The following is a 26,521-nucleotide window of genomic DNA, read 5'->3' on the forward strand; positions in this document are numbered from 1 at the left end:
CACCGTAGGTATAGGTGTACTCATGGGTCAACAATGGCACTCCACCATCCGAGTCCGCAGCCCCCAGATAAGCTCGCCGCAACTCCGCCGGTGGAAGGTAAGCGCCCGCATCCGCATTCGATGGCCAGGCCAGGGCGGTTTCATAAACGGTGTACGCGCCATTGGCCCCCTGTGCCGTGCGGGGCACATCGACCGCCCCTCCATGCCATGGCGCGTCAATCCAGCCCCACGTCCACCGATTCTCATTTGATGGAATCAATGGTGATTCCATCGCGATACACTGGAATCCACAGCTCGCACTTGCAAAGGAATGGAACAGTCGAGGCCCTTGGTCCCCTCTCGGCTTCTCACCTGCCACCGACAAATCGTGCCAGCGATACACACTCCCCGCGGCTGTACCGGTCCCATCACCGAATTGCGGAGAATCCGTTCTGACGAATTGCGCCTGGGTACGGCACGAACTGTTCGGATCATTCGAGAACGAACCGGGCCAGCAACCGTTGTTCTCGGCTCCGACGAAGTGCGTACTTTTCAGGTCCGACCCGCCATATGCGTGCGTGTCTCGCAAAACATATCCAGCATCAGCAAGGTATTGACGGACGACCGATACGCCATTCCGCTTCACCTCCCACACCGAGTGCGCCGGAGCAGGAAGCTGACCTCCATCCAGTTGGTATGCATATTCGAGCACGGCCCCCGTCACCGTATTCCCAGGCTGGTCGGGCCACCGCGCTTCGGTCAGGATTCCGGCCATTCCGTCGAGATATTGATACGTGACAGCCTCGGCCTCAACAGCACCATCCCGCCCAACAACATCCACTGACGCGAGTACACACTCGTGAGTCTTCCCTCCCAACAATGAGGATGCACGTGATGGCAGCGACTGATACCTGAACACGAGCTGTGAGCCAGTGCCCGCAACCGCGCTCCGGAGCATGGGAAAATCCGCTCCGACCGTGACATCCGTTAACTCACCCTCGTCGCCACCACACTCGTCAGGAATCTCGTAATAAAGTCGCGCGACGCGGCGATGACAAGAACCCACGACGTCGCTCCCTGCATCTTCCTTTCCTTGCTCCGAACACGCAGCCGCATCGTACTGACGCGACTCGATGTAGCTCAAATACCAAGCCCGCTCCCAGGTTCGATTGAAGTTGGTTGTGCCCCAGCCCACATTGATGTCACGACGGTCCACTGGCTCGTAGTAATACCGACCATCGGCCGCATGAACGATGAGCTGCTCCCCTACCTTCTGTACCTTCAAAGACTGCTCCGAGGAATTGGACCCGAAGCAATTGGTCTCTTCGCACGCGAAGAACGAGGTCATGACGCCCGCGCCCCCGCCAAAAACATCCCAGTGCTTCGTCTGACAGTCGACACCAGGAGATTCGGGAGTACATGCAGCGCCCGTGCGCGTCTCTGTTTTTTCCAGAATGTAGCTATGGAGGCTATGCCACCACTGCATCCTTGGAGTTGGGGCCGGGCCCTCGATGAATCCAAAGGGCGAGCCCAGCTTTCGGGCTGGCTGGGCCACCTGCCAAGCCCCTTTGGGCCCCGATGCGAAGCGAGTCAGGTTCAATCGTCCTAGAGGCCCTCTCAGAGAGAAGTCCACGTGAGAATACGAGGGCTGCAGTGAGCCAAACTCAATTGTACTGTCTGGCGATGCGGGGAACGATGTCGCGCCTCCTACTGCGGGCAGGGGGCTGAACGCTGCCTTCTCGGCGATTGCGTCCAACTCGTCGTCTGTCACCGCTTCCGAACCGCTCAGCGCGTATGCGCCGACGGCAGTAAACACAATCGAGAAGAGGATTGCCCCTCCTCGCCACCTGGAACTGCGTCGCAACGTTTCCATCACCAACTCCGCCATGAAAAAACAGCGCCAAACAAAGCCACACAAAAACCAACCCGAAACATGCCGCGAAGTAACAAGTCCGCGAAAGCAAGCCTCCTAGCGATTCCCCCTCGGAGGCAGACAAATCGATTCAGCGGCTCCTGGAACGACACTCACGCATCGCCATGATTCGGGGCAGTCCGACTTTTGTTCACAGGACTGACTGCATACGTATCCCAATCCTTGTTCGGAGCGCGTACGCACACATAGGTTGCTGAGACATTCCGACGCTCCGTGTGCACTGCAATCATCACCTAGCGCCTTGGAGGCCGGCTTTGAGGAAGGACTTGGCCGCCACTCAGTGACCACCGGCGAAACGTCCTCCCTGGGCGAAGGATTCGGCACCCCTGCCCTGTCTACAGACGGTTCACATCCCGTAGACACAATGGCAAACGCAGTCATCCCTCCCCATCCCAGCCACGCAAGGCGCGACAGCCCCCCTCGCTTCCAAAACATCCACGACCTCCACATTGGGCGTGACCTGTCCGAAACCGGTCACGGGTCTACGAGAGACCGAGATCGACTGTACAGATTCGAACTGACACTGCCCGTGGGGCATGGACGACTCGGATGAGTACGACAGTCCTCTCGGCCTTCCGACAAACGGAACAGCCAGAAAACCAATCAAAACCTATCGTCAAAAAAGGAAAAGCCCGTCAGTTAATACGGTGAGCGCCGTGATGTAGTCAGGTCGCGTCGCGAACCAGGGCCCGAAGTTGCCGGGCCGCGAGCCCGCTGGGCACGCATTGAAAGAGCGCGTTGCGGACAAATCGCCCCACGGCACTCTCCCACTGTGCGACTCGGCCCAGACTCCACGAACGAGTGACAAAGGTATTGGCCCATTCGCGGCGGCGTGACTCGTAAGCCGCCAAGGCCGCCTCCACGGGCGTCTCTCCCGCGATGCACTCGCTCAGCTCCACGGCGTCCTCGATGGCCTGACAACCGCCCTGCCCCATATTCGGCGTCATCGGGTGCGCGGCGTCTCCCAACAGCGTCACCCGGCCCCGGCTCCAGCGGCTCGCAGGCGGCCGGTCGTGGATGTCCGTGCGGACGATGTTCGCTTCGTCCGTCGCGGCGATGAGGCTTTCAATGGGCGCGTGCCAGCCCGCGAACAGCGACTGCAACTGGGCCTTCGCTTCGCCGGGAGCGTCCTTGCCCCCCGCTGGCGCGTTCTTCGTGGCGAACCAGTACGTCTGCCCGAAGCCGATGGGCACCACGCCGAAGCGCGCGCCCGGTCCCCACGTCTCGGAGACAAGCCCCGGCGTCACGCCCTGCACGTCGGCACACACGCCCCGCCAGCTCGTGTAACCCGAGTAACGCAGCGGCGCGTCGCCCCAGAGCGCACCACGCACCACCGAGCGCAACCCGTCCGCCCCGACCAGCGCGTCGCCCGTCACCGAGCTGCCGTCCGACAGGCGCACCGTGACGGTCTGCCCATCATCGTGGAACGCCGTCACGGTGAGGCCCAGCCGGACGTTCTCCTCTCCGGCGTGGGCCAGCAACAGCGACTGGAGCCGCGCGCGATGGATGCACACGAGCGGCAATCCCATCTCTTCCTGAATCCGCGCCACGGGCAGCCGCGTGAGCGCGGAACCCGAGGGTCGCAAGATGGCGCTGTCCGTGGGGCACGCACCGGCCCGCGTGACCTCGTCACACAGGCCGATGCGACGCAGCGCAGCGGTCGCGTTCATCTGCACCGTGAGCCCCGCGCCCACCCACTTCAAGGCCTCCGAGCGCTCGAAGACGGTGACGGAGAGGCCCGCGCGCCGAAGCGCGCAGGCCAGCGTGAGTCCACCGATTCCAGCTCCAGCGACGAGAACATGCCTGGGCGATGACGTGCTCATGACCCGCGCTTTAACAGGAACGGCGCAGCGAGTCGTGAGTCATGTGTCATCCAGTGGCACAAGCTCAGTGCTGCACCACCGCCACGTAGTTCCCGTACCGGGTTTGAATCTCCGACACATACTTCACGGGCTCGGTGCCTCGGACGTATCCGTGCCTGGCGCGCTGGAAGTACTGGGGCTTCTCCAGCAGCAACATCGCCTTCTCCACGTTTCCGTACCACTTGTTCGGATCCAATCCCTGCTCCGTGGCCAGGCGGCGCGCGTCCAGGACGTGTCCCAGGCCCGCGTTGTACGAAGCCAGCGCGAAGCGCAGCCGCTGCTTGAAGGGAATCTCCGGGGCAATCCGGCCCAGCATCTGGTGCATGTACTTCACACCCGCGTGGATGCCCTGCTCGGGGTCCTCGAGTTGGACGAAGCCCAGCTCCTTCCCCGTCAACGGCATCACCTGGAAGAGGCCTTGCGCCCCCACGAAGCTGCGGGCCTTCGGGTCGAAGCGGCTCTCCTGGAACATCTGCGCCACCATCAACCGCCAATCCAGGCCGTAGCGCGCCGCGTACGACTGCACCAACCCGTCGTACGGAGAGATGCTCCCTTCCGCGCTCGCGAGGCTCGCCGGAGGCGCCTGCTTGCGGCGGCTTTCGAAGTAGCGCCGGCGCGTCATGTTGTACTCGACGCCGCGGTAGGTCTTCTTCACGAAGGCGTCGAGGAACTCACGCAACTGCGCGTTCTCCTTCCGGATGGCGAAGGCGATGCCGTAATGGCCGTCCTTCCCCGCGGGCTCGCCCTGCCCCGGCAAGGTGAGCGCGGCCTCGACGTCATCGCGGAACACCTGCTCCGCCGCGAGGATGTGGCTGTCGGTGACGGTGTACGCAATCTCGCCAGCGGCGATCCGGTCCAGCAGCGCGCTGATCTCCTGGTCCTCGGGCTCCTCGACGAGCTTGAAACCGTGGGCGTCCTTCAAGGCGTTCACCGTGGCGAAGTGGCTGGCGCCCTTCGGAACGTGGATCGTCTTGCCCTTCAAATCGTCCAGGGATGCGAGCTTCGGCGCACCCGCGCGCTGGACGAGCACCTCGTCCGTGTAGAGGTACGGACGGCTGAAGCCCACCTGCTTCCCACGGGCTTCCGTGTCCGTCATCGAGGCGGCAATCATGTCGCCCCGCCCTTCGGTCAACCACGGGATGAGCTGATCGAAGGTGGGCGGAACCACGATCTCCAGCCGCACGTCGAGCTCCTTCGCCACCATGTTCGCCAGGTGGAAGTCGAAGCCGGCCTGGTCGCCTCGGTGAAGGTAGTAGGTGACGGCGCTGTTGCGCGTGAGCACGCGCAGCACGCCGCGCTTGCGGATGGCGTCCAGGTCTCCCGTGAACCGCTGCTCGCGGTACTCGGTGAGGGCGAACTCGACGAGGAACGTGTTCAGCTCCGCGCGGAGCTTCGGGTTCTCCAGCCGCATGGCCCACGCGAGCGGCCGGGCCTTGGCGATGGGGAACAGCCCTTCGACGTCCGTGTTGTACGTCTCGATGGCGGCGAGCAGGTGGCTGTCCACCACCGTCAGGGGAATCTCACCCCGGGAGACCTGCCAGACCAGGTGCTCGGGCTCGACGGACTCCGCGGCGTCGGCGATGACGAGCCCCGGTGCCTGCTTCTCCAGCGCCCGAAGCGAGGCGGCGAAGGTGGAGCTGGGCCGCACATGCACCGTCTTGCCCGCGAGGTCCTCCACCGCCTTCGGAAGGTCCGCCGCGCCCCGGCGTCCCACCAGGACTTCATTCACCCGCGTCAACGGGCGCGTGAAGGCGACCTGCTTCTCCCGGTCCTTCGTCACGGCCAGGTCCGCGGCGATGACGTCGCCGCGCCCCTCTTGAAGCAGGGGGATGAGCTTGTCGAAGCTGTCCACGGTGAGGAACTCCACCGTCAGTCCCTGCTTGGCCGCGAAACGCTCCAGCAGCGCCCGGTCCTGCGCTTTCGGCATGCCCTGCCGCGGCAGGAAGTCCTCGTCGGTGCCCTCCACGAGCACTCGCAGCACGCCGCGCTTCTGGAGCTCCGGGAGATCTCCCTTGAAGGGAGCCTCCTTCAGCCGCGCGGAGACAGGCTCGGTGATGGCCCCCGTGTGCGCCAACGCCTCCGGGAACGGTGAGTCCTCCGGATTCGCGGACGCCGACGCGGCCTTGGCGGCGGCGGGTTTCGCGGGCGTTTCGGCGGGCTCGCGCTTACAGGCGACCATCAGGAACAGCGCGGCGGACAGGAGCCACCGCGCGGACGACAGGCTCGGACGGGTCAACGGCATCAGGTTGCTTCCCCCTTCGTTTCGGATGCCCGCGACGCGCCACCCCTCGGATGGAAGCGCACGAACACCCTCGACAGAATTCTCTACCTGATTCCGTATGGTCGATTGAACCCACCCCCGGGGTTGACTTGGTCGGTGGATTGCGATGCGCGGTCGTCACCCGGCCATGCGCACACTCACATTGCGTGCGCGGTGCACGGCGTCAGGCGCGGAGGCTCAGCCGAACCAGCGGCCCGTTTCCGGCGCGAAGATGCGGACGCGCTCGGACAATTCGGAGGGCAGCCGCGCACGCAAAGTGGCATGTACGGACTCGGGCGCGAAGGCCTGGCTGAAGTGCATCAGCACGATGGCCTCGTTGCGGAACTGGCTGGCGCGCGCGATGAGTTCGTCCAGGTGGAGGTGCGCTCGCGCCTGCGCGTCCTCGACCGTGTGTCGGGCGTCGATGAAGGTGCACTCGAGAATCAGGATGCGCGAATCGAAGAGGCTCGGCTCGGTCTCCAGGACGCGGGACACGGTGTCGGTGGCGTACGCCAACTCCAGGCGCTCGACGGTGTCGAAGAGGTCCTCACCGGCTTGCCGCCGCCTCGCGATGTCCTGCGGCGGGAGACCCTGGTGCTCGGGACGGAGCTTCGTGATGCGGCGGAAGAACTGGTAGCCCAGGGAAGGCACCGGGTGGTGTGTCCGGAACGCGCGCACGAAGAGACCGTGGCCAAGCGGCTGCACGTCTCCCGGGTGCATCGGCACGGTGCGAACATCCATCGCGGTGTGGTGGAGGCGGGAGAGGACGGCGAGCGCCTCCTGGACGTTCGCCTCGATCTCCGCGGGCAGGAAGACCTGGGGCGCACCCTTGCCGATGAGGCGCCGGACGCCCAGCAAGGAGCCGAGCCCACTGGCGTGGTCCGGATGCGCGTGGCTGAGGAAGATGCGGTCGGTGCCACAGAAGGAACGGATGGGCAGCCCGACATCGAGCACCACGTCCAACTCGGGCACCTGGAGGGACGTGTACACGCCTCCCACGGAGACTCCGCGAACGGTGTACGGCCCGGCTTGGACTTCGGTCAGCATTCACCCAACTTATGGTCCGAACCGAACTCCGCCGCAACCCGGCGGACAGCCGCGGCAGCAAAGTCGGGCGTCACGACTTCTGATAGAGGTGAGGTCCGTGCATGACCACGGACCTTCTCCCGATGCACTGCTCGACGCCATCCACAAGGCACGCAAGCCCATCGCATTCCTCGTGGGCTCTCCGCTCACGGCGCTGGAGGCATCAAGCGTGCCGGGCGTCCCGGGAAGCAATCGAGCGCGAATAACGACTCTGTCGCAGAGACCGCAGCGGAGCCCCCCATCCAGCCCAAGCCGGCCCAATGCCCCTTGAACCAACGGAACCGTCCAGCAGTACACCGCAGCCCAAAGCGAGCGGGACCAGCCTCGCTCAGCGATACATTCGACTGGCGGCGGCGGTCCTGCTTGTTGGCGCGGCAGCGGTGATTGCCCTTGATGTCCCGCTGCTGCAGTCCTTGACCAGCGCTCCCGTCCCGAACCCCACGCCACAGGCCCCACCGGAGTCGGACTTCGTTCGTGACATCGAGGCACTTCGCGCTCGGAATCGCGTCAGGGAGCTCGCGACCACCCTCGATGGGACCTATGTCATCAACATGCCCACGGGGACGTTCGGCTTCACACCTGCGGAGACGCTTGGCAACATCCGCAGCGCCAACATCCACCGCACCCAGCCCGTCAATTCATACGAACTCCATCGTTTGAGAAATGGAGCGCATGTCCTGCTGGGATTCGCGAGCCGTCCTGTCGCGGAAGCGCTTGAACGCGGAACCGCGACTGCGTTTGAAGTCTCTCCGATTCCGACGACGACCCTGAAGAACCTCGTGATGGTCCCGGTGGACCGAATCCGGTCCGCCCAGCTCGCCCAAGACGTTGACCCGCTTTCCGTCAGACTCGACCTGGCCCCCGCGCCCCCCCGTTGAAAGTCAGCAGGGCCACCTCCATCGGCCAACGCGTCGCCCTGCCCGACTCCAGCTCACACGAACCCAGTTGTGAGGTCGGCACGGCACCGCGCCGTCACTCCCAGGCAGACATGGGGCCCAGGTTGACGACCTGCTGGAAGCCCTGCTCCTTCAGGAGCTGTTCGGCGCGGCTGGCCCGCTTTCCGCTGCCGCAGTAGACGACCACGGGCTGCTCCGGCGAACCCAACTCACCCAGCCGCTGTGGCAGTTCGTCCACCGGGATGTTCACCGCCCCTGGCAGATGGCTCGCAGCGAACTCTTGCGGCGTCCGGACGTCCACCAACAGTGCGCCGGACTCCACCAACCGATGCGCCTCGTCTCGCACCGGACGCTGGTGTGCACAGCCGACGAAGCACAGGACCGCGATCGCAATGACAGTCTTCATGAACGGACTCCCTGGTGGACCTGTGAGACTTCGACCTTCGCCTGCTCTCGTCTCTGTACCACCTGGACCAGGAACATCCCCGCGAACATGGCCGGGACGAAGACCCACAGCGCCAACGCCCCCGTGGACAGCGACGTCAACGCGGGCCCCGGGCAATAACCGCCGAGCCCCCAGCCCACGCCGAACACGGCAGCCCCCGCGACGAGCTTCGCATCCACCCGCTGAAGCGCCGGGACGGAGAAGCCCGCCGCGAACAAGGGGCGCACCCGCCTGCGGATGAGCGGCCGCAACGCGGCATGCACCGCGATGGCACCGCCCATCACGAACGCGAGCCTGTAATCCCACGCCCCAGCGACGTCGAGGAAGCCCAGCACCTTGGCCGGGTCCGTCATCCCACTGATGCCCAGTCCCAGGGCGAAGAGCAGACCACTGAAGAATGCACTGAAAGCACGAAGCATGACGGGCACTCGCTAGAAGACGTGGCGAACCAGGTAGACGGTGAGGACACCCGTGGCCATGAACGTCAGCGTGGCCACGATGGAACGGAGGGAGCCTCGGCTGATGCCACAGACGCCGTGGCCACTGGTGCAGCCATTCCCCAGCGTCGAGCCGATGCCCACCAGCAAGCCCGCGCCAGCCAGCAGGGCCACACCGCTCGCCGTCAGCGTGGACGGTGCCGCGAAGGACTGAGGACGCAGCCACGCGAGCAGCAGCCCGCCCGCCAGCAGCCCTCCGAAGAATTGAAGCCGCCAGGAGACGTCCCCACGCGAGGGCATCAGCAGCGAGCCCACCACGCCGCTGATGCCGGCCACCCGGCCGAGGGTGAAGAGGAGCAGCGAAGCGCTCAAGCCGATGAGCGCCCCGCCAAGGAGCGGAGCCAGGATGTCGGAAGTCATCGTCGAACAGGAGACTGACGCCCCCGTCGAGGATTCACAACCGATACACCAACGCACGAGACGAAAGACTCCCGCTGCGCCAGGATGCGCGCATCGCGCCTCCTCTTCACTCAGGGCCCTGCATGGAAACCGCTTCACTCCAGGAAATCGTCGCGCCGGAAGGCATCTGCTACGGCTGCGGAGGCAAGAACCCGCACGGCCTGCACATCCAGAGCTACTGGCATGAGGACGGTGTCCACGTCATGGCCCAGCACACGCCCGAGCCCCAGTACACAGGCTGGCCGGAGCTCGTCTACGGCGGCCTGATTGCCATGCTGGTGGACTGCCATTCCAACTGGACGGCCATGGCCTACCACTACCGCGCCGAAGGCCGCGCGCCTGGGAGCCAACCGTCCATCGAGTGCGTCACCGGAAGCCTCGGCGTGAAGTTCATCAAGCCGACGCCCATGGGTGTGCCGCTCACCCTCCGCGCCCACGTCGAGGGCGAGGTCGGCCGCAAGAGCCGGGTCCTGTGCGAGGTCTACGCCGGCGAGACGCTGACCGCGGTGGGTGACTCCATCTTCGTCCGTGTCGACACCGCGCGGTTGAAGGCAGCGGCGCACGGCCGGGAGGGCTGAACGCCCCGGCACGGGGACCAGGCGCGACGGCGCCCTACCCCTGCTTCTCCGGCAAGCCCAGCTCGGCGCGAAGCTCCTCCGTGGTGCGGCCCGCCTGGTGCCGCCGGTGGTTCTCCGCGGTGGCGAAGCTCCGCGACTCCATCCGGTCCACGTAGAGCGCGCCATCCAGGTGGTCCAGCTCGTGCTGGAGGATTCGCGCGTACCAGCCGCGCGCTCGCACCGTCACGGGCGCGCCGCGCTCGTCCAAGGCCTCCACGCGCACGCCCCGGGCTCGCGCCACCAGCGCGGCGTAGCCGCTCACGCTCAGGCAGCCCTCGTGAAACTCCGCGGTCGTCGCGTCCTCCACGACGAGCTTGGGATTGATGAGGACGTGGAACGCGACCGGCGACCGCTCGCGCGCGGCGAGGTCCTTGGCGGACAGGCCCGTCTGGTACTCCGCCCGGTCCTCGACGACGATCAACCGCAGCCCGACGCCCACCTGCGGCGCCGCGAGCCCCACGCCCGGCGCGTCTCGCATCGTGTCCCGCATCTGCTCGATGAGCCGCTGCGTCTCCGGGCTGGCAATCTCCTCCAGCGTCAGGTCTCTCGCCTTCCGCCGCAGCACCGGCTCCCCTGCCTGGACAATCTTGAGCACCATGGCGCCACCGTAGCAGGGCCCGCTACGCCCCGGAGGCACGACGACGCTCGGCCCACCGCAGGGCATGGGACGTGTCCACCCCACAGCGCTCCAGGCTCGGGAAGACGACGTCATGGAGCGCCTGAATGAAGACCTCCACCTTGCGCGCGGACGGCAGGACGCCATGCGCCAGGAGCCGGGAGCTGTCGGCTTCGCTGAAGCCTTGGGCGAAGAGCCGAGGCGCCATGCAGGACTCCAACATCGCGGGCACGTACGGCGAAAGGAACGCCACCGAGCCCTCCTTCGACACGTGGCCGAGGTAGGCCCAGCCCAGCCGACTGTGCGCGACCTCGTCACGAAGGATGTCTCTCAGCACCGCGCGCACTCGGGGCGCCCCCTCCACCGAAAGCACCGAGGTCAGCCCCGCGGTGCTCTCCGTCTCCGCGATGCAGCAGGCAGCGACGACTTCGTAGAGCACCCGTTCGCGAAAGCCCAGCTCGGGGGGTGCCGCGTCCTCGGTCTGCCCTCCGAGGGAGTCAGCGCCGGAGGACTCGTGGCCATAGGTGCGCGCCATCAGGTCACACATGCCCGCGTGGCGCCGTTCATCCTCCGCCGCGCGCCGTGCGAGCGAGACCAGAGGCTCGGGGGCATCCAACTGTTCGAGCGATGCCCCCAGCCGGGCGAACCGCGCCCCAGCGTCCAGTTCCTCCTGACGCCGGAAGGCCCAGGTCTCCGCGACGTGCCTCCGCAGCGCTTCGGGCAGGGACACGACGTGGGACGTTCTCGGCGGCCCGGGGCCTCGAACCGGGCCCTGCACCGTCGAACATCCGCCGTCAGGTTCGTCGTTCATGATGGCCTCGCAAGGCGGAGCGTACCCGACGTGGCCATCAGACCGGGTGAAAGGAATACCGTGTCGCGGTGAGTCATTGCGTTGGGCATCGCACGGACAGGATGCAATGCCGCGGGGCGCCAAACATAGTCAGGCGGCACCCCGTACCGAGTGGATAAGACTGACGGGAAGAGGACGTGCACGGGCGAGAAGGAATCGGAATGCGGCGACTTCGACGAATCGGCTGGGCCGCCCTCGCCTCGCTCGCGCTTCATGCGGGCCTCCTCGCACTTCTCTGGAGCATCGAGCCTCGGGAACGGCCACTCCTGAAGCCACCGCCTTCGGCGCCGCTGGTGGTGGAAATCGTCACCACGCCTCCGGGCGGCCCGCTCGCGCAGTCCCCTGCGGCAAGCCACGGGCAGGAGGCACCCGCGGACCACCGCAAGCCACGTCCCCCCGATACTGCGGCGCCCGGCCCGCGTCCGAAAGTGGGACCTCGCTCGACCGCGCCACGCGGGGGCGCCCCGTCAGCCCCAGCGGAACGGACCGCCACCCAAGCTCCGCGAGCCTCACCTGTCCCGGACCGGACGCCTCCAGACGAGGGCGTGCATCGCCCCACGGAACGCGCGGACATGGCCACCGCTCCCGCGCCCCCCGCGGAGGTCCTGCCCGACAGTCCACCTGCTCCGTCCGGTGGCGACCTAGAGCCGAGCACAACGCCGGAGCCGCTCGCGGTGGCACCCGATGCCCCCCGGCGCATCCCACCACCGAAGGGCACCGCCGAGTCGCTGCCCTCGTTCCTCGTCCCCGATGGAGCGTCCACCCCGGGTCCGAAGACGCCCGGAGGAAGGACGTTGCGTCCCGGCGACCCGAGTCCTTCCGCCGAGGAACTCGCCACGCAGGAACGGACCCGCGTCACGGGCCGCGTGGAGGAATTCATCGTCGACGATCAGGCGGAGCTGCGAGTCGCCAATGGCCTCATCGATTCGTACTTCAGCCGGCTTCGAGCGGCGCTCGAGAAGGGGCTCGAAGACGCACCGGTGTTTCCAGGCACGAGCCTGTTGAGGCAAGCCAAGTCCTCCTGGGCGACCCAGGCCCAGCAGTTCGGAGCGACCGGCGGCGCGGGAGGCGGGACGCAGCCCAGGACGCCCACGGCCTCGGAGCAGCTCTACGGTCTGCAGCAGCGCGCGGGAGACGAGTCCGTGGAACGTCCACGGCTCTTCGCCCAGGCCGGCGAGGAAATCCAGCGGGTGGCCACGGGCGGCGGGGTGAAGCTCCTCGTGACGCTTGAGTTGGTGCAGAACGTGGACGGCACCTTGCGCGACGTGAAGCTCGTCACCCGGAGCGGCAATCCCGCGTATGACGCCTACGTCCTGAACGCGGTGCCTGGCTCGTTGGCGAAGCTCGCCGCGCCTCCCGCCGGCGCGCGAGGTGTCCGCGCCGATGGCATCCACACGCTGTGGTCGGTGGAAGGCCGCGTTGTGTATCTGCGCAAGCTCGAAGAACTGAAGGGCCAAGACGCGTGGTACGTGGCCGCCGCGAGCACCGCGGGCATCCTGGCGGGCCGCTTCGAGGAGACCACCGGAGAAATCGAGGTCATCGACTTCCGCAACCCGCGGTTCGTGTGCCAGTCCCGCCTGCTGCGCGTCTACTGATGCTAGGCTGACCGGCCATGGCTCGTCGCAAGAAGGCCGATGAAATGGCGTCCCGCGTCCGGAACCTGCTCGCGATGGACGCGGCGGGCATCATGCGTCGGCTCGAGGCTCGCAAGGACGAGATGTTCGCGCTCTTCTCCCGCTTGCGCAGCCGAGACCCCCTGCTGGACAGCATCACCTCGCGCTACGCCAGCGGCGCCTTCGACCAGCTCATCCACCTGCCGGAGCAGGAGCAGGCCGTGGTGGACTACTTCTACGGCCGCCTCGATGAGCTGCGCTGGTACTTCACCTACACCGAGGACATGCCCGGCACCGCGCAGCTCATCTTCAACAAGCTGCACAAACGGCTGGAAGAGGCCTATCGCGTACTCGTGGTGACCCTCGGTCCTCCCGTGCCTCCGGATGGGGCCCGCGTGGTGGACGTCGAAGCCGTCCGGACGGATGCCGCGAAAGCCGCGGTCCCCAAGGCCCTGGAGCGCACCACGGCGTCATCGCGCCAGCGACGTGCCCCGCGAGCGCCTCCCGAACAGGACGCCCCATGACTTCCCCGAACGGAAGAACCGATAAAGCCTCGCGCACCATCGCGGCGTCAGCGGCCACGATCTACCGTGCCTTCGTGGAACCCGACGCGGTGGCCACCTGGCTTCCCCCCGAAGGAATGAAGGGCCACATCCAGGTCTTCGACCCCCGCGCTGGCGGGACGTACCGGATGACGCTCACATACGAGCGCTCGGAGCATCCGGCACCGGGCAAGAGCTCGGAGCGTGAAGACATCGTCAACGGCCAGTTCGTGGAGCTGGTCCCCGACGCGCGCGTGGTGCAGCGCTTCGAGTTCGAATCCGATGACCCGGCCTTCGCCGGCACGATGACCATGACCTGGAAGCTGACCCCGCGGGCGGAAGGCACCGAGGTCACCATCGTCTGCGAGAACGTCCCCGCGGGCATCCGGCAGGAAGACCACCTCGCGGGGATGACCTCGACGTTGGCCAACCTCGCGGCCTTCGTCGAAGCACCGCGAGACTGAGTCGCGCCTCCAAAGACAGGGGTTGCACCGCCCCCCACGGTTCCGATGAGGAAGGCACGGGGCGTCCCTGCTGCGTCTCATCGACAGGGTCCTACTCGGCCGAGTCTTCTGCTGAGCATCGCGACATGCTAATCCCTCCCGGCAACCGGCTCGAAACGCGCGTCAGGCATTGATCGCCGCCCCCGTCCGGCCAACATCTTTCACCGGAGTTTCGGATTTGACTCACTTCGTTCGACTCGTCGCGGTCGCAGGTCTTCTTGCGTCCGCTGCGTGCGGCTCCTCGACGTCGTCTCCCTCGGACACTGAAAAACCTCTCGAGTCCGCGCAGAGGACCTTGGAGGAACCTTTCAATCCACTGCCTTACGGCATCCAGTGGAGCATGACTCCGCGTTTTCGTGAATTCGAAGACCAGACAGCCCCGTATCTGCATCCCGAAGCCCACAATGGCTATTATGTGTCGCTTGATGGGTGCCCGCCCGACTATCCCACCGATCCCATCTTCTCCACCCTGGAGTTCGTTTGGACCATTGATGGCGTTGTCACGAATCGCGGCCCCTACTGCTGGCACGGCCACGGGTTTCCGGCGCAAGGGACGTATGACGTCCAACTGAAAGTCACATCCACCTGGCTGGGTGTGGCTTCCGTCGCGAACTACCAGCGATTCGTCACGGTTCGGGATTACCTCATCGTCAGCCTGGGTGACTCCTATGGCTCCGGCGAAGGGGCGCCCGATGTGAATGCGAACTGGGACGCGGGCTGGAACCCTGTTTGGGCGAACTATCGCTGCCACCGGTCCCTCAATTCTCCTTCGGCCCAGGCAGCGCGCGCTCTGGAGTTGAGCGACCCGCACAGCTCCGTCACCTATCTGTCCCTGGCCTGTTCCGGCGCCACCATCAACCGGACGACCTACCATTGGGATATCTGGGACTTTGGAGAGCATGGTCTCGGAGCGTTCGATGGATTCGCGGGCCCCTCGGACGGGCCTCCCCGAGGCTCCGGGCTGCTTGAAGGCTACGTGGGGGCAAACCACCCTCCCCTGGGTTCGGATGGCGTCTGGGAACCGTACGACTACCTGAGGGCCCAGGTGGATCAACTCGCGGACCTGGTGGGAGACCGGCCCATTGACGCGCTGGTCCTCAGCGCGGGTGGAAATGATATCGGGTTTGGAGACATCCTCCGTTATTGCATCATCCACATGGACTGCCACCAGTGGATTGCCGGCAACGGTCTTCGAGCCAAGGTCAACCCGCTCAAGGCAGCCCTTCCAGGTCGATATGACGCGCTGAACTCGCGGCTCAAGGACCTGGGCCTCGACATTCGAAGCACCTACCTCATGGAGTATCCTGACTTCATCCGAGGGAATTCGGGAAACATCTGTCCCGCCATTCTGGGAGAGACAAACATTGGCTCAGGACTCGGGGCTGATGTTTCCCATGGGGAACTGGTGTACCTGGAGAGCTATGTCCAGACACCGCTCAAGGACATGATGCAGCAGGCCGCGGAACGTCATGGGTGGAAGCTTGTCACGGGCTACTCCAACGAGTTCGCGGGCCTGGGTCCGGATGGCATCGGGCACGGCATCTGCGCCACACCGAACACCCGCTGGATCAATAACGCCTATGACGCAGCCGCCATGCAGGGCCCCGAAGGTTCCGAAAGCACCACCAAGGGCACCGCGCACCCGAACAAGAAGGGCTACGAAGTCATGGCGTCGTACCTTCGCAACGAACTCGACGCCACGATGCCCGCCCTGCCCCGCGTGGGCGTGTTGAAGACGAACGGCGAATCCTTCGTGAAGGAAGGCGCCTCCAGCAGCCACTGGGTCTTCGAAAGCGGAGAAATCAAAGCCCTCGCGCTCTCAGGCAACCGACTGGGTGTCCTGAAACAGAACGGGGACTTCTATCTCAAGGAAGGCTCGGTGACGGCGTTGTGGGAACTCGTCACGGGAGACGTCGAGTCCATCGCGCTCTCGGGCCGCCGCATCGGTATCGTGAAGACCGACGGCGAAGCCTACGTGAAGGAAGGCGCCTGGAACGCGGCCTGGGTCTGGCAGAGCAGCGACATCAAGTCGCTGGTGCTCTCCGGCAACCGCATCGGCGTTCTGAAACAGAACGGCGACTTCTACCTCAAGGAAGGCTCGCTCGAAGCGACCTGGAACCTGGTGACGGGGCACGTCGAATCGTTCGCACTGTCTGGGACTCGGATTGGCATCGTCAAGATCACCACCGAAGCGTATGTGAAGGACGGTGCCTGGGATGCCCCCTGGGCCTGGCAGAGCGACGATACCAAGGCCATCGCGCTCTCCGGAGAGCGCATCGGCGTCCTGAAACAGAACGGCGAGTTTCTCCTCAAGGAGGGCTCGCTCCAGGCCGCGTGGCATCTCATCACGGGCGACGTCCAGTCGATCTCACTCTCGGGTCGCCGCATCGGAATCGTGAAGACCGACGACGCGTCGTACGTGAAAGAAGGCGCGCCCAACGCTCAGTGGGGTTGGCAGAACACCGGCATCTCCCGGCAGGTGCTCGCCACCCCGTAGTCGCTGAATCCGCCTCAGGCCGCGGGCGCGGGGGCCGAAATGGCCTCCGTTGCCTGCCGCCTCGGGGCGAGCTTCTTCATGGACGTCTTGCCCACCACGACGTCCACCATCTTCTTCGCGCGCGTCCAGACGCTCTCCTGCACGTACGGGATGCCGTACTTCTCGCAGAGCGCCTTCACCTTCGGCTGCACCTCGCGGTACTTCAGCATCGGCAGGTCCGGCCAGATGTGATGCTCAATCTGGTAGTTCAGCCACAGGTGCGCGAAGTCGTTCAGGTCGCCGCCCGTCCGGTAGTTCGCACTGCCAATCACCTGCTGCACGAAGCGCTCACCGCGGCTCTCCGGCTTGGAGTCGAACCGGTACAGGTCCTCGCCGGTGTGGTTGGGCCCCACCACCAGGAACGTGTGCAGGCTGGTGAAGACGTCCGCCATCACCGAGTTGCAGAACGCGCTGAACGAGGCCCACGGCCCCAGCACCAGGTACAGCGCCGGGAAGAGCCCGAACTGCACCGCCGAGTACGGCAGGTAGCACTTCAGCAGCAGCTCCTTCAGCTCCTCGCGCGTCAGCTCCCCACCCTTGCGCCGGCCCTTGCGGCGCAGCGAGCTGAGCGTCTCCGGCGCGTAGTAGCTGGCCCGCCACGTCATCGCGAGCAGCGCGAGCTGGACGTACCGCAGCGACAGGGAGCGCTCCGGGTTGCGCAGCGTCCCCTCCGCGTTGCGCTCCAGGAGGTCGGGGTCCGCGTCCTCGCCCGTGTGCGAGTGGTGGAGCACGTTGTGCTCGAACACCCAGGCTTCCGGCAGCATCCAGTCGAGCCAGTCGAGGTAACGGCGCGAGCCCTTGGCGAAGCCCTTGCCCGTCCGGGAGGCAGGCAGGCCCGGCACGCGGTCATAACCCCGGTGCCCCACGTGGTGCATCAGCAACCAGCGCGCGGACCGGCCCACGCTGAGCGCGGCGGCGCTGAGCGGATTCGGAGCGATCCAGCACGTCGCCGCACCCAGGAGCGTCGCGGCGCGACCCCAGCCTTCGATCTTCCGCAGGTGCGCCGCGTCCGCTTCGCCCAGCGAGGCGTCCAGCTCCTCACGCAGCGCCTTCAGCTCACGGTGAAAGCCCTCCACATCCACGGATGAAATGTCGAAGTCGGGGGCGGACTGGGACGGCATGGGAGCTCTCCTCGGTCACGGAGCTGGACGCGGGGGGAATGAGGGCGGCGATTCGGCGCGAACCGTACCCGTCAGGGTCCGCGGGCGTCCAGCCACCCTTTCCGCTCGGCCCCTGTTTCAAGACGGGCCATGCGGCTCCGCACGCCCCAGGTTATACCCCGCGCCCCATGCCCAGCGGCCACGGCTATATCGACCTCGAGGGGAAGCTCGTCATTCCCACGACTCACAAGAATCTCTTCCGCTTCAACGAAGGGCTCGTGCGCCTGCGTCTCGCCGAGGGCGGCTGGGCCTTCATCGACCCGCAGGGGAAGGAACAGCTTCGCGTGGAGCGCGCCATGTACGGCTTCAGTGACGGGCTGGCGCTGACGGGCGAGGGCTTCGTCAATCCACAGGGCACCGTGGTGCTGCCGGTCCGGTTCCTCTCCAACTTCACCCGGTACGCCGTGAACGGGAAGACCTACGCCCTCGTGCGCCACTTCAGCGATGGGCTGGCCGCCGTGACGCCCTCGGGCGCGGCGGCGTCGGACAAGTACATCAACAAGGCGGGCGAGGTCGTGCTCGACGGCTTCGGGGGCGGGCTGGCGAGGTCGTTCGCCCATGGCAAGGCGCAGGTCGCGCTGAAGAAGCCCCCCAAGGGCGAGGCGAGCCGGCTCATCGACACGAAGGGCGAGTGCCTGGCCAGCTACCCGTTCAAGAGCATGGGCCTCCGCGCCAAGGAGGGCCTCACGCTGGTCCACCAGGGCAAGAAGTTCGGCTTCGTGGACGATGCCGGCGCCTGGGTCCTGGAGCCCCAGTGGTCCTCGTGGGCCGAGGACCTGAGCGAGTGCTTCTTCTCCGAAGGGCTTTGCCCCGTGAAGGTGAAGGGCCAGTACGGCTTCATCGACCGTTCGGGCCAACAGGTGATTCCCGCCATCTACGACGCCGTGATGGGCGGCTTCTTCCAGGGCGTGGCGCCGGTCAAACAAGGCACGCGGTTCGGCTACCTCCACCCGGATGGGAGCTGGGCACTGGAACCCCGCTTCACCATGGCCCAGCCCTTCGCGGATGGACGGGCCGCGGTGGCGTTCGACGATTGATGCACCCACTTCGAAAGCGAGATGCCGACATGACAGACCTGTTCGCCCCCCTCGAGCTCCGCAAGGGCGTCATCGCCCCCAACCGCATCTGGCTGGCGCCCCTGACGAACACCCAGAGCCACCCGGATGGTTCGCTCTCCGACGCGGAGCTTCGCTTCCTCGCGATGCGCGCCGACGGAGGGTTCGGCCTGGTGGAGACGTGCGCCGTCTACGTCGCCCAGGACGGCAAGGCGTGGCCCGGTGAGCTGGGCGTCCATGACGACGCGATGCTGCCCGGCATGAAGCGGTTGGCCGCCCGCATCCACGAAGGGGGCGCGCTGATCGCCGCCCAGCTCTTCCACGGCGGGCTGCGCGCCAATCCGGACGTCAGCCAACGCGAGGTCTGGAGCGCGAGCGCCTACGACGCCGAGGGCATCCACTGCCGCGAAGCCACCGAGGCCGACATCGAAGCCACCCTCCAAGCCTTCGCCGACGCGGCCCGCCGCTGCGTGGAGGCGGGCTTCGACGCCGTGGAGCTCCACGGCGCGCACGGCTACCTGCTGTCGCAGTTCCTGAGCAACGTCTTCAACCGGCGCACGGACCGCTGGGGTGGCTCACTGGAGAACCGCTGGCGGCTGCTCCAGGAGACGGTCCGCGCGGTGAAGCGGGCCGCGCCGTCCCTGGTGCTCTCCGTGCGCCTGTCGCCGGAAGACGCGCGGCAGACCCGGGGCATCGACCTGGATGAATCGCTGGAGGTCGCGCGCATGCTGAAGGCCGAGGGCGTGGACATCCTCCATCTGTCCCTGTGGAAGGCGGCCCTCAACACGCAGAAGCGGCCGGACCAGCACGCGACGCCGCTGTTCCGGCAGGCCGTGGGGCCGGACATGCGCATCGTCGTCGCGGGTGAGGTGCGCACGCGCGAAGAAGCCGAGGCCCAGCTCGCGCGCGGCGCGGATGCCGTCGCCGTGGGCCGCGCCGCCATCGCGAACCACGACTGGCCCCGGCGCGTCCAACGGGGCGAGGCGCTCCAGGTGCCGCCGCTGTCCCCCACCACGCTTCACGCGGAGGGCCTGTCCGACGTCTTCGTGAAGTACATGCGCAACTGGCGCGACTTCGTGGCCGACACACAGGAATGAGCGGCAACACGAAATAACCAGACTCCAAAGACAGCCACGTAACGACAGCGAGTGGCCGCAATTCCTTCCACGGAAACGATGGATACCGCCATAGTTGACGTGAGTCCGAATCGCGCCACCCGCACTCTGAGGCAGTGCAACCAGACGCAGTGAATCTACCCTGGTTGCGACACGGCCGTGGAACGAGAAGGATCTGCGCCTTCATGGCCCGGACTCATGTCTTGAACCACGCCTCATCCCTGTCATGTTTCGCGCACCGGTGGCTCTCGCGACTCGCGTGGCTGGTGTTGCTGTTCGCGTGGGCGCCTGAAGTCCAGGCCCTTTCCCATGAGGGGGACATGGAGCTGCGGGAGGGTTGGCGCTACCGCTGGGGTGATTCACCCCTGGGGCCCGACGGCGTGCCGCTCTGGGCCCAGGAGAACGGCGCCGAGGGCTGGCAGTCCGTGCCGGCGCTCCAGGTGCCTCCAGGCCGAGGCGACCACACCATGCTGTGGTTGAGCATCCCCATCCCCAATGCGGACTGGGGCGACCTGGCGCTGCTGCTGGGCTCCGTCTCCAACGCCTTCGAAATCTACGCCGGCGGCAAACGCGTCCACGTCAGCGGAATCATCAACCCCGAGGGCCATGAGACGCGGCAGTCCATCCTCACGCAGATGATTCCCCTGCCCGCCTCGGCCCAGGGCACGCGGGTGCTGCTGCGCATCCAGAGCACCACGAAGACGATTGGCGTGAGTCAGCTCGCCCGCGTGGGCGCGCAGCACCAGGTGATGGCGCGCATCGTCCGCGAGGGACTGGCGGCCTTCGTCACGGGAACGCTGCTGTTCATCATCGCGCTGGTGGCACTGGGCATGGCGCTCCAGGGACGGCAGCGGCGCATGCTGGCGGCGCTCGCGGTGTTCGCGGGCGGCTCGGGCGTGCTGCTGGCCTGCATGAGCAACGTCCTGGCCCTGGCCTGGGACGTGGAAGGGTCCGTGGCGCAGGTCACCTTCCTAGGGGCCTACTGCATGCTGCCGGGCCTGGGCTGGTTCATCCGGGAGAGCATCCTCGAGAACCGGCTGCGTTGGTTCCGGGTGCTGGTGGGGTCCGTGTCGCTGTCCGCGGCCTTCCAGGCCGTGCTCGTCCTGGTGGACCTGCGGCTCGCGAGCCAGGTGTTCCAGCTCACCATGCTCTATTCTATCCCCTGCCTGCTGACGTATGTCGTCGTCGTGCTCGTCGCCGCGTACCGCGGCAATGTCGACGCGCGCATCTTCAGCGCCGGGCTGGGGCTGCTCACCGTCTGCCTGGTCATCGCCATGTTGCCGATGCTGGGCTGGGCGCCGGTGCAAGGCGCGTTCGCCCACTGGGGCTTCATGGCGCTCACCGCGTCGCTGGTGGGCATCGTCGCCCGGCGGTTCATCCAGGTGGCGCGCTCGCTGGTGTCCCACGCCAGGCAGTTGGACGCGCGCCGCAAGGACGTGCAGGACCTGGCGAAAGGCATGGGCCGGGGCGCCGGGGAGCTGGTGAGCGTGGCGCAGGGCCTGCGGGCCTCCAGCGAGGAGCAGACCACGGGCGTCAGCCGTCAGACGCTCGCGCTGAAGGAGCTGGACCAGACGGTGCAAGAAATCCGTCAGGGCTCGGCGGTGACGGATGAGAAGGCCCGGGTGCTCGCCCAGTCCGTGGTGGAGGCGGAGGAGGCCGGGCGCGAGGGTGGCGCGGCCATTGCTCGGACGCTGACGAACCTGGAAGGCATCGGCGTGGAGGTGACGGAGATGGCCCAGCGCATCCTCGCGCTCGACGCGCGGACGCGGGAGATCGCCGGCATCGTGGACACGGTGAAGGGGCTGGCGGACCAGTCCAACATGCTGGCCGTCAACGCGGCCATCGAGGCGGCGCGCAGCGGGGAGCATGGCCGGGGCTTCGCGGTGGTGTCACGCGAGGTGCGCAGCCTCGCGGACCAGTCCGTCGTCGCCACCCAGCGCATCCGCGAGGTGCTCGAGGGCGTGAGCGCGGACATGCGCGACGCGGCGAAGACGAGCGAACAGGGCGTGCACCGGGTGAAGGTGAGCCTGGAGGCGGTGCGAATCTCCGGCACCCAGCTCCAGCGGCTGACGGGCATCATCAGCGACACCAGCAACAGCGTCCGGCAGATTTCCGCCGCCGTGTCCCAACAGAACGCGGGCACCGCGCAGATCGCCGTGGCCATTCAGGACATGTCCTCGCAGATGCAGAAGACGCTGAACGCCGTGCAGGCCACGCGCAACGTGGCGCGCTCCGTCCAGACGCTGGCCGAGGACATGTCCGGTTCGGCCCAGAAGGCCCTCGAGTCGGGCGCGCTGTCGGCCTGAGCCCCGCGGGCCCCTGAAACGCCAACGGCCCCACTCCCAGGAGGAGCGGGGCCGCGGGCTTCGAGAGAACCGGGCTGTCAGCGCCGGGGCATGCCCGCGGGCGCCGCGTTGATGCCCAGGTACTCCTGGAGCGGCTTCACTTCCAGGTCCGCGCGCTTGAGCGACTCCAGCGCGCCCACCGCCATGCGCGCCGCCTGCACCGTCGTGTAGTACGGCACCGAGTGCATCAGCGACTCGCGGCGGATGGAGAAGCTGTCGGCGATCTCCTGCTTGCCGAAGGTGGTGTTGATGACCAGCACGATTTCACCGTCGACAATCTTGTCGACGATGTTCGGGCGGCCCTCCTTCACCTTCTGCACCACCTGCGCCTCGATGCCCTTCGTCGCCAGGTACGTGTGCGTCCCGGCGGTGACGATGAGCGTGAAGCCCATGTTCCGCAGGCGCCGCGCCAGGTCCACCACCGCCGGCTTGTCGTCGTCCTTGACGGAGATGAACACCTTGCCGCTCTTGGGCAGCTTCACGCCCGCGGCGAGCTGGCTCTTGGCGAAGGCGGACGCGTAGTCGTTCGCCAGGCCCATCACCTCGCCGGTGGACTTCATCTCCGGCCCGAGGATGACGTCCACGCCCGCGAAGCGCGCGAAGGGGAACACGCTCTCCTTCACCGCCACGTGCTTGAACTCGGGCTCCTGCGTGGCGCCCAGCTCCTTGAGCGTCTTGCCCACCATGCAGAGGGCGGCGATCTTCGCCATCGCCACGCCGGTCGCCTTGGAGATGAACGGCACCGTGCGGCTCGCGCGCGGGTTCACTTCCAGGATGTAGATGGTCTTCCCCTGGATGGCGAACTGCACGTTCATCAGGCCCACCACGCCCAGCTCGCGCGCCAGGGCGATGGCCTGGTCCTTCATCCGCTCCACCAGGTCTGGCGACAGCGAGTGTGGCGGCAGCGTGGCCGCGGCGTCACCGGAGTGAACGCCCGCCTCCTGGATGTGCTCCAGCACGCCGCCAATCATCACCGCGCCCGTGCGGTCCGCCACCAGGTCGAGGTCCACCTCGATGGCCTCCTTCAGGAAGCGGTCGATGAGCACCGGGTGCTCAGGAGACGCGCTCACCGCCTCGCGCATGTACCGCTCCAGGCTGGACACGTCGTAGACGGTCTCCATGGCCCGGCCGCCCAGCACGTACGAGGGGCGCACCATCACGGGGTAGCCGATGCGCTCGGCCACCTTGAAGGCCTCCGCGTGGCTGCGCGCGACGCCGTTCTCCGGCTGCTTCAGGCCCAGCTTCTCGATGAGCTTGGAGAAGCGCTCGCGGTCCTCCGCGCGGTCGATGGCGTCCGGCGGCGTGCCCAGGATGGGCAGGCCGGCCTTCTCCAGCGGCACGGAGATGCGCAGCGGCGTCTGGCCACCGAACTGGACGATGGCGCCCACCGGCTTCTCGCGCTGGGACACCTCCAGCACGTCCTCGATGGTCAGCGGCTCGAAGTAGAGGCGGTCCGACGTGTCGTAGTCGGTGGACACCGTCTCCGGGTTGCAGTTGACCATCACCGTCTCGTACCCGGCCTCGCGCAGCGCGAAGGCCGCGTGCACGCAGGCGTAGTCGAACTCGATGCCCTGGCCGATGCGGATGGGGCCGCTGCCCAGGATGAGGACCTTCTGGCGGTCCGTGGGGGGCGCCTCGTCCTCCTCCTCGTAGGTGGAGTACAGGTAGGGCGTGTACGCCTCGAACTCCGCGGCGCAGGTGTCCACCCGCTTGAAGACGGGGCGGATGTTGCGCGAGTGCCGGTGCGCCCGCACCTCTTCCTCCGGGTAGCCCAGGAGCTTGCCCAGGTACTTGTCGGAGAAGCCGTGCGCCTTGGCCTGCCGGAGCACGTCGTCCGGGAGCTGGTCCAGGCGGCCGTACTCCTGCAGCGACTGCGCCTCGTTCACCAGCATCTGGATGTAGCGCAGGAACCACGGGTCGATGGCGGACAGCGCGTGCACGTCCTCCACCGTCAGGCCCTCGCGGAAGGCCTGCGCCACGAACCAGGGGCGCTCCGGGCGGGGGATGCGCAGCGCCTCGCGCAGCACCTTCTCCCGCTCCTCCTTCTCCGTGGGCAGCTCCGGGGACTCCAGGCCCACGCGGCCCAGCTCCATGGAGCGCAGCGCCTTCATGTACGCCTCGGGGAAGGTGCGGCCAATGGCCATCACCTCGCCCACCGAGCGCATGCTCGTGGTCAGCGTGCGGTCCGCGTGCGGGAACTTCTCGAAGTTGAAGCGCGGCACCTTCACCACCACGTAGTCCAGCGTCGGCTCGAAGGAGGCCGGCGTGTCCCGGGTGATGTCGTTGCGCAGCTCGTCCAGCGTGTAGCCCAGCGCCAGCTTCGCGGCGATCTTCGCGATGGGGTAGCCCGTCGCCTTCGACGCCAGCGCGCTGGAGCGCGACACGCGCGGGTTCATCTCGATGACGACCATACGGCCGTCCTTCGGATGGATGCCGAACTGGATGTTGGAGCCGCCCGTGTCGACGCCAATCTCCCGGATGATGGCCAGCGAGGCCTGCCGCATCCGCTGGTACTCACGGTCCGTCAGCGTCTGCGCGGGCGCCACGGTGATGGAGTCACCGGTGTGCACGCCCATGGGGTCCAGGTTCTCGATGGAGCAGACGATGATGACGTTGTCCGCCGTGTCGCGGACCACCTCGAGCTCGTACTCCTTCCAGCCCAGCACGCTCTCCTCCACCAGGATGGTGGAGGTGGGGCTGGCCTTCAGGCCAGAGCGGCAGATGGTCTCGAACTCCTCGCGGTTGTACGCGATGCCACCGCCGGTGCCGCCCAGCGTGAAGGACGGGCGGATGATGGCGGGGAAGCCGATGTCCTCCACCAGTTGCATCGCCTGGTCCAGCGTCGTCGCGTAGCCGCTCTTGGGCAGCGCCACGCCAATCTTCTGCATGGCCGCCTTGAAGAGCTGACGGTCCTCGGCCTTGTTGATGGCCTCCAGCGACGCGCCGATGAGCCGCACCCCGTACTTGTCCAGGATGCCCTGCTCCGCCAGCGCCTTGGCGAGGTTGAGCGCCGTCTGGCCGCCCATGGTGGGGAGCAACGAATCAGGACGCTCGGAGGCGAGAATGCGCTCGGCCGCCTCGACGGTAATCGGCTCGATGTAGGTGCGATGCGCGAACTCAGGGTCCGTCATCACGGTGGCGGGGTTGCTGTTGAGCAGCACCACCTCCACGCCTTCATCCCGGAGAGCCTTGATGGCCTGTGTACCGGAGTAGTCGAACTCGACGGCCTGCCCGATGACAATCGGACCCGAGCCAATCACCAGAACCTTGCGGATATCGGTACGCTTGGGCATCGGGGCGCCCCCATACCAACGTCCGCCCCCACATGCGAGGACTGTGTTGAGGCTGCTTGCTCGCATGCACCTCCGTGCCTGAGCGCAGTCCTCTGGTAGGCTCCGCCGCCTACGGAGGTCCCATGCGCCACTGGTCCCTGGCACTGCTCGTCTCGCTCGCTTCCCCTGCCCTCGCCCAGGATGCCGCCGCTCCCGCGCCCGAAGGCGCCCCGCCCGCGGCGGCCCCCGCCCCCACCGAGCCGGCCGTGAAGGCGCCCGCCGCCGCACCGCCGCCCGTGGCCGAGCCCGCCGCACCGAAAGCGGAGTCACCTCCCGCCGAGGCGCCCGCGAAGAAGGCGGAGGCTCCTCCCACCGAGGTGCCCGCGAAGAAGGCGGCGGCGCCCAAGGCGGAGGTGCCCTCGAAGCCCGCAGCGGCTCCGGAGCCCTCGCGCGAGGCCGCGGCGCCCCTGACGGGCCCCGTCAAGCCCACCCTTCCCCGAATTTCCCCGACTTGAAGCGCGAGCCGCTCCCCGAGGAGCCCAAGCTGTCGCTCGAGGAGCGCATCCAACGGGACATCCAGGCGGACGCTCGCTTCGTCTTCCAGAGCCTGCTGACCGGGGACGTGCGCACCATCTCCAACGAGCTGCTCTACCCGTTCGCCCTGGAGGCGGAGCGCTACGCCACGCCGGAGGAGCTGGTGTCCGCGTGGGTGAAGCAGCTTCGGATGAAGCGCACGGACCTCATCACGCTCTACGACATCGAGGTGATGCCGCTGGAGGCCATGGAGAAGAAGTACGGCAAGGCCCCCGCGCGGCTGGCGCTGGACGTGCGCAACCCCAAGGAGGTGTGGACGGCGGTGGGCAACCTCTCCGGCCGCCCCGCCGTCCTCGTGTACCGCCAGTACCGCGACGAGTTCCGCGCCTTCGCGTACACCGACTGA

Annotated in this window: 21 protein-coding genes; 11 read left to right on the forward strand and 10 right to left on the reverse strand. The window is 66.9% G+C overall.

All coding sequences use genetic code 11. The annotated features are described in order from the left end of the window. Positions 1-2,577 precede the first annotated feature (2,577 nt). From A176_RS17040 to A176_RS17050, 3 genes are all read right to left on the reverse strand, one after another. On the reverse strand, positions 2,578-3,735 hold the full coding sequence (locus tag A176_RS17040) for an FAD-dependent monooxygenase (RefSeq protein WP_002633480.1): 1,158 nt from the start codon (positions 3,733-3,735) through the stop codon (positions 2,578-2,580). Between the two features lie 64 nt (positions 3,736-3,799). Next, entirely contained in the window at positions 3,800-6,016 is a 2,217-nt protein-coding gene (locus A176_RS17045) for an MltF family protein (RefSeq protein WP_002633481.1), read from the reverse strand. Positions 6,017-6,232: 216 nt separating this feature from the next. Then, positions 6,233-7,081, reverse strand: a complete 849-nt coding sequence (locus tag A176_RS17050) for an MBL fold metallo-hydrolase (RefSeq protein ID WP_044890458.1) — start codon at positions 7,079-7,081, stop codon at positions 6,233-6,235. A 419-nt stretch (positions 7,082-7,500) separates the two neighbouring features. Between A176_RS17050 and A176_RS17055 the strand changes: the two genes are divergently transcribed. Then, positions 7,501-7,998: a hypothetical protein gene (locus A176_RS17055; RefSeq protein WP_002633483.1), complete on the forward strand. Its 498-nt coding sequence runs from the start codon at positions 7,501-7,503 to the stop codon at positions 7,996-7,998. Positions 7,999-8,092: 94 nt separating this feature from the next. Here A176_RS17055 and A176_RS17060 read toward each other — a convergent pair whose 3' ends face one another. From A176_RS17060 to A176_RS17070, 3 genes are read right to left on the reverse strand one after another with little or no spacing between them, the layout of a single operon-like run. Then, positions 8,093-8,422, reverse strand: coding sequence for a rhodanese-like domain-containing protein (locus tag A176_RS17060; protein WP_044890459.1), 330 nt, complete (start codon positions 8,420-8,422; stop codon positions 8,093-8,095). Beyond that, positions 8,419-8,880: a DUF6691 family protein gene (locus A176_RS17065; protein ID WP_002633485.1), complete on the reverse strand. Its 462-nt coding sequence runs from the start codon at positions 8,878-8,880 to the stop codon at positions 8,419-8,421. The genes A176_RS17060 and A176_RS17065 overlap by 4 nt, the downstream gene beginning before the upstream one ends. 12 nt (positions 8,881-8,892) lie before the next feature. After that, positions 8,893-9,318, reverse strand: coding sequence for a YeeE/YedE family protein (locus A176_RS17070; RefSeq protein ID WP_021781403.1), 426 nt, complete (start codon positions 9,316-9,318; stop codon positions 8,893-8,895). Positions 9,319-9,440: 122 nt separating this feature from the next. Here A176_RS17070 and A176_RS17075 point away from each other — a divergent pair, with 122 nt between their 5' ends. Then, on the forward strand, positions 9,441-9,935 hold the full coding sequence (locus A176_RS17075) for a PaaI family thioesterase (protein ID WP_002633487.1): 495 nt from the start codon (positions 9,441-9,443) through the stop codon (positions 9,933-9,935). Positions 9,936-9,969: 34 nt separating this feature from the next. Here the strand turns inward: A176_RS17075 and def are convergent, their stop codons facing one another. Both def and A176_RS17085 read right to left on the reverse strand, forming a co-directional pair. Continuing rightward, entirely contained in the window at positions 9,970-10,572 is a 603-nt protein-coding gene (gene def / locus A176_RS17080) for a peptide deformylase (protein ID WP_002633488.1), read from the reverse strand. A gap of 22 nt (positions 10,573-10,594) precedes the next feature. Continuing rightward, the gene (locus tag A176_RS17085) at positions 10,595-11,401 is read right to left on the reverse strand and encodes a ferritin-like domain-containing protein (RefSeq protein ID WP_226994354.1); all 807 of its coding nucleotides are present in this window, start codon (positions 11,399-11,401) and stop codon (positions 10,595-10,597) included. 611 nt (positions 11,402-12,012) lie between these two features. Between A176_RS17085 and A176_RS17090 the strand changes: the two genes are divergently transcribed. From A176_RS17090 to A176_RS17105, 4 genes are all read left to right on the forward strand, one after another. Next, on the forward strand, positions 12,013-13,035 hold the full coding sequence (locus tag A176_RS17090; RefSeq protein ID WP_021781404.1) for a TonB C-terminal domain-containing protein: 1,023 nt from the start codon (positions 12,013-12,015) through the stop codon (positions 13,033-13,035). A 17-nt stretch (positions 13,036-13,052) separates the two neighbouring features. Further along, complete coding sequence (locus tag A176_RS17095; protein WP_044890461.1) at positions 13,053-13,577, forward strand: hypothetical protein; 525 nt, start codon at positions 13,053-13,055, stop codon at positions 13,575-13,577. Beyond that, positions 13,574-14,059, forward strand: a complete 486-nt coding sequence (locus tag A176_RS17100) for an SRPBCC family protein (protein ID WP_044890462.1) — start codon at positions 13,574-13,576, stop codon at positions 14,057-14,059. Before A176_RS17095 ends, A176_RS17100 begins: the two co-directional genes overlap by 4 nt. A 379-nt stretch (positions 14,060-14,438) precedes the next feature. After that, a complete protein-coding gene (locus tag A176_RS17105; RefSeq protein ID WP_144429559.1) occupies positions 14,439-16,595 on the forward strand; it encodes an SGNH/GDSL hydrolase family protein in 2,157 nt (718 codons plus the stop codon). A 14-nt stretch (positions 16,596-16,609) separates the two neighbouring features. On the opposite strand, the gene A176_RS17110 is transcribed toward A176_RS17105, so the two are convergent. Then, positions 16,610-17,755 (reverse strand): fatty acid desaturase family protein, encoded by a 1,146-nt coding sequence (locus tag A176_RS17110; protein WP_002633497.1) that lies wholly within the window; start codon positions 17,753-17,755, stop codon positions 16,610-16,612. A gap of 167 nt (positions 17,756-17,922) precedes the next feature. Between A176_RS17110 and A176_RS17115 the strand changes: the two genes are divergently transcribed. From A176_RS17115 to A176_RS17125, 3 genes are all read left to right on the forward strand, one after another. Next, on the forward strand, positions 17,923-18,831 hold the full coding sequence (locus A176_RS17115; RefSeq protein WP_002633503.1) for a WG repeat-containing protein: 909 nt from the start codon (positions 17,923-17,925) through the stop codon (positions 18,829-18,831). A 29-nt stretch (positions 18,832-18,860) separates the two neighbouring features. Further along, on the forward strand, positions 18,861-19,946 hold the full coding sequence (locus A176_RS17120) for an NADH:flavin oxidoreductase (RefSeq protein ID WP_044890463.1): 1,086 nt from the start codon (positions 18,861-18,863) through the stop codon (positions 19,944-19,946). Positions 19,947-20,284: 338 nt separating this feature from the next. Continuing rightward, entirely contained in the window at positions 20,285-22,270 is a 1,986-nt protein-coding gene (locus A176_RS17125) for a methyl-accepting chemotaxis protein (RefSeq protein ID WP_226994355.1), read from the forward strand. A 77-nt stretch (positions 22,271-22,347) separates the two neighbouring features. On the opposite strand, the gene carB is transcribed toward A176_RS17125, so the two are convergent. Then, positions 22,348-25,602: a carbamoyl-phosphate synthase large subunit gene (carB, locus tag A176_RS17130; RefSeq protein WP_002633509.1), complete on the reverse strand. Its 3,255-nt coding sequence runs from the start codon at positions 25,600-25,602 to the stop codon at positions 22,348-22,350. Positions 25,603-25,724: 122 nt separating this feature from the next. Between carB and A176_RS39345 the strand changes: the two genes are divergently transcribed. Together A176_RS39345 and A176_RS39350 are read left to right on the forward strand one after the other, a co-directional pair. Continuing rightward, positions 25,725-26,096, forward strand: coding sequence for a hypothetical protein (locus A176_RS39345; protein ID WP_049872324.1), 372 nt, complete (start codon positions 25,725-25,727; stop codon positions 26,094-26,096). Next, positions 26,093-26,521, forward strand: coding sequence for a hypothetical protein (locus A176_RS39350; protein WP_049872325.1), 429 nt, complete (start codon positions 26,093-26,095; stop codon positions 26,519-26,521). Before A176_RS39345 ends, A176_RS39350 begins: the two co-directional genes overlap by 4 nt.

Source organism: Myxococcus hansupus, from assembly GCF_000280925.3.
GTDB lineage: Bacteria > Myxococcota > Myxococcia > Myxococcales > Myxococcaceae > Myxococcus > Myxococcus hansupus.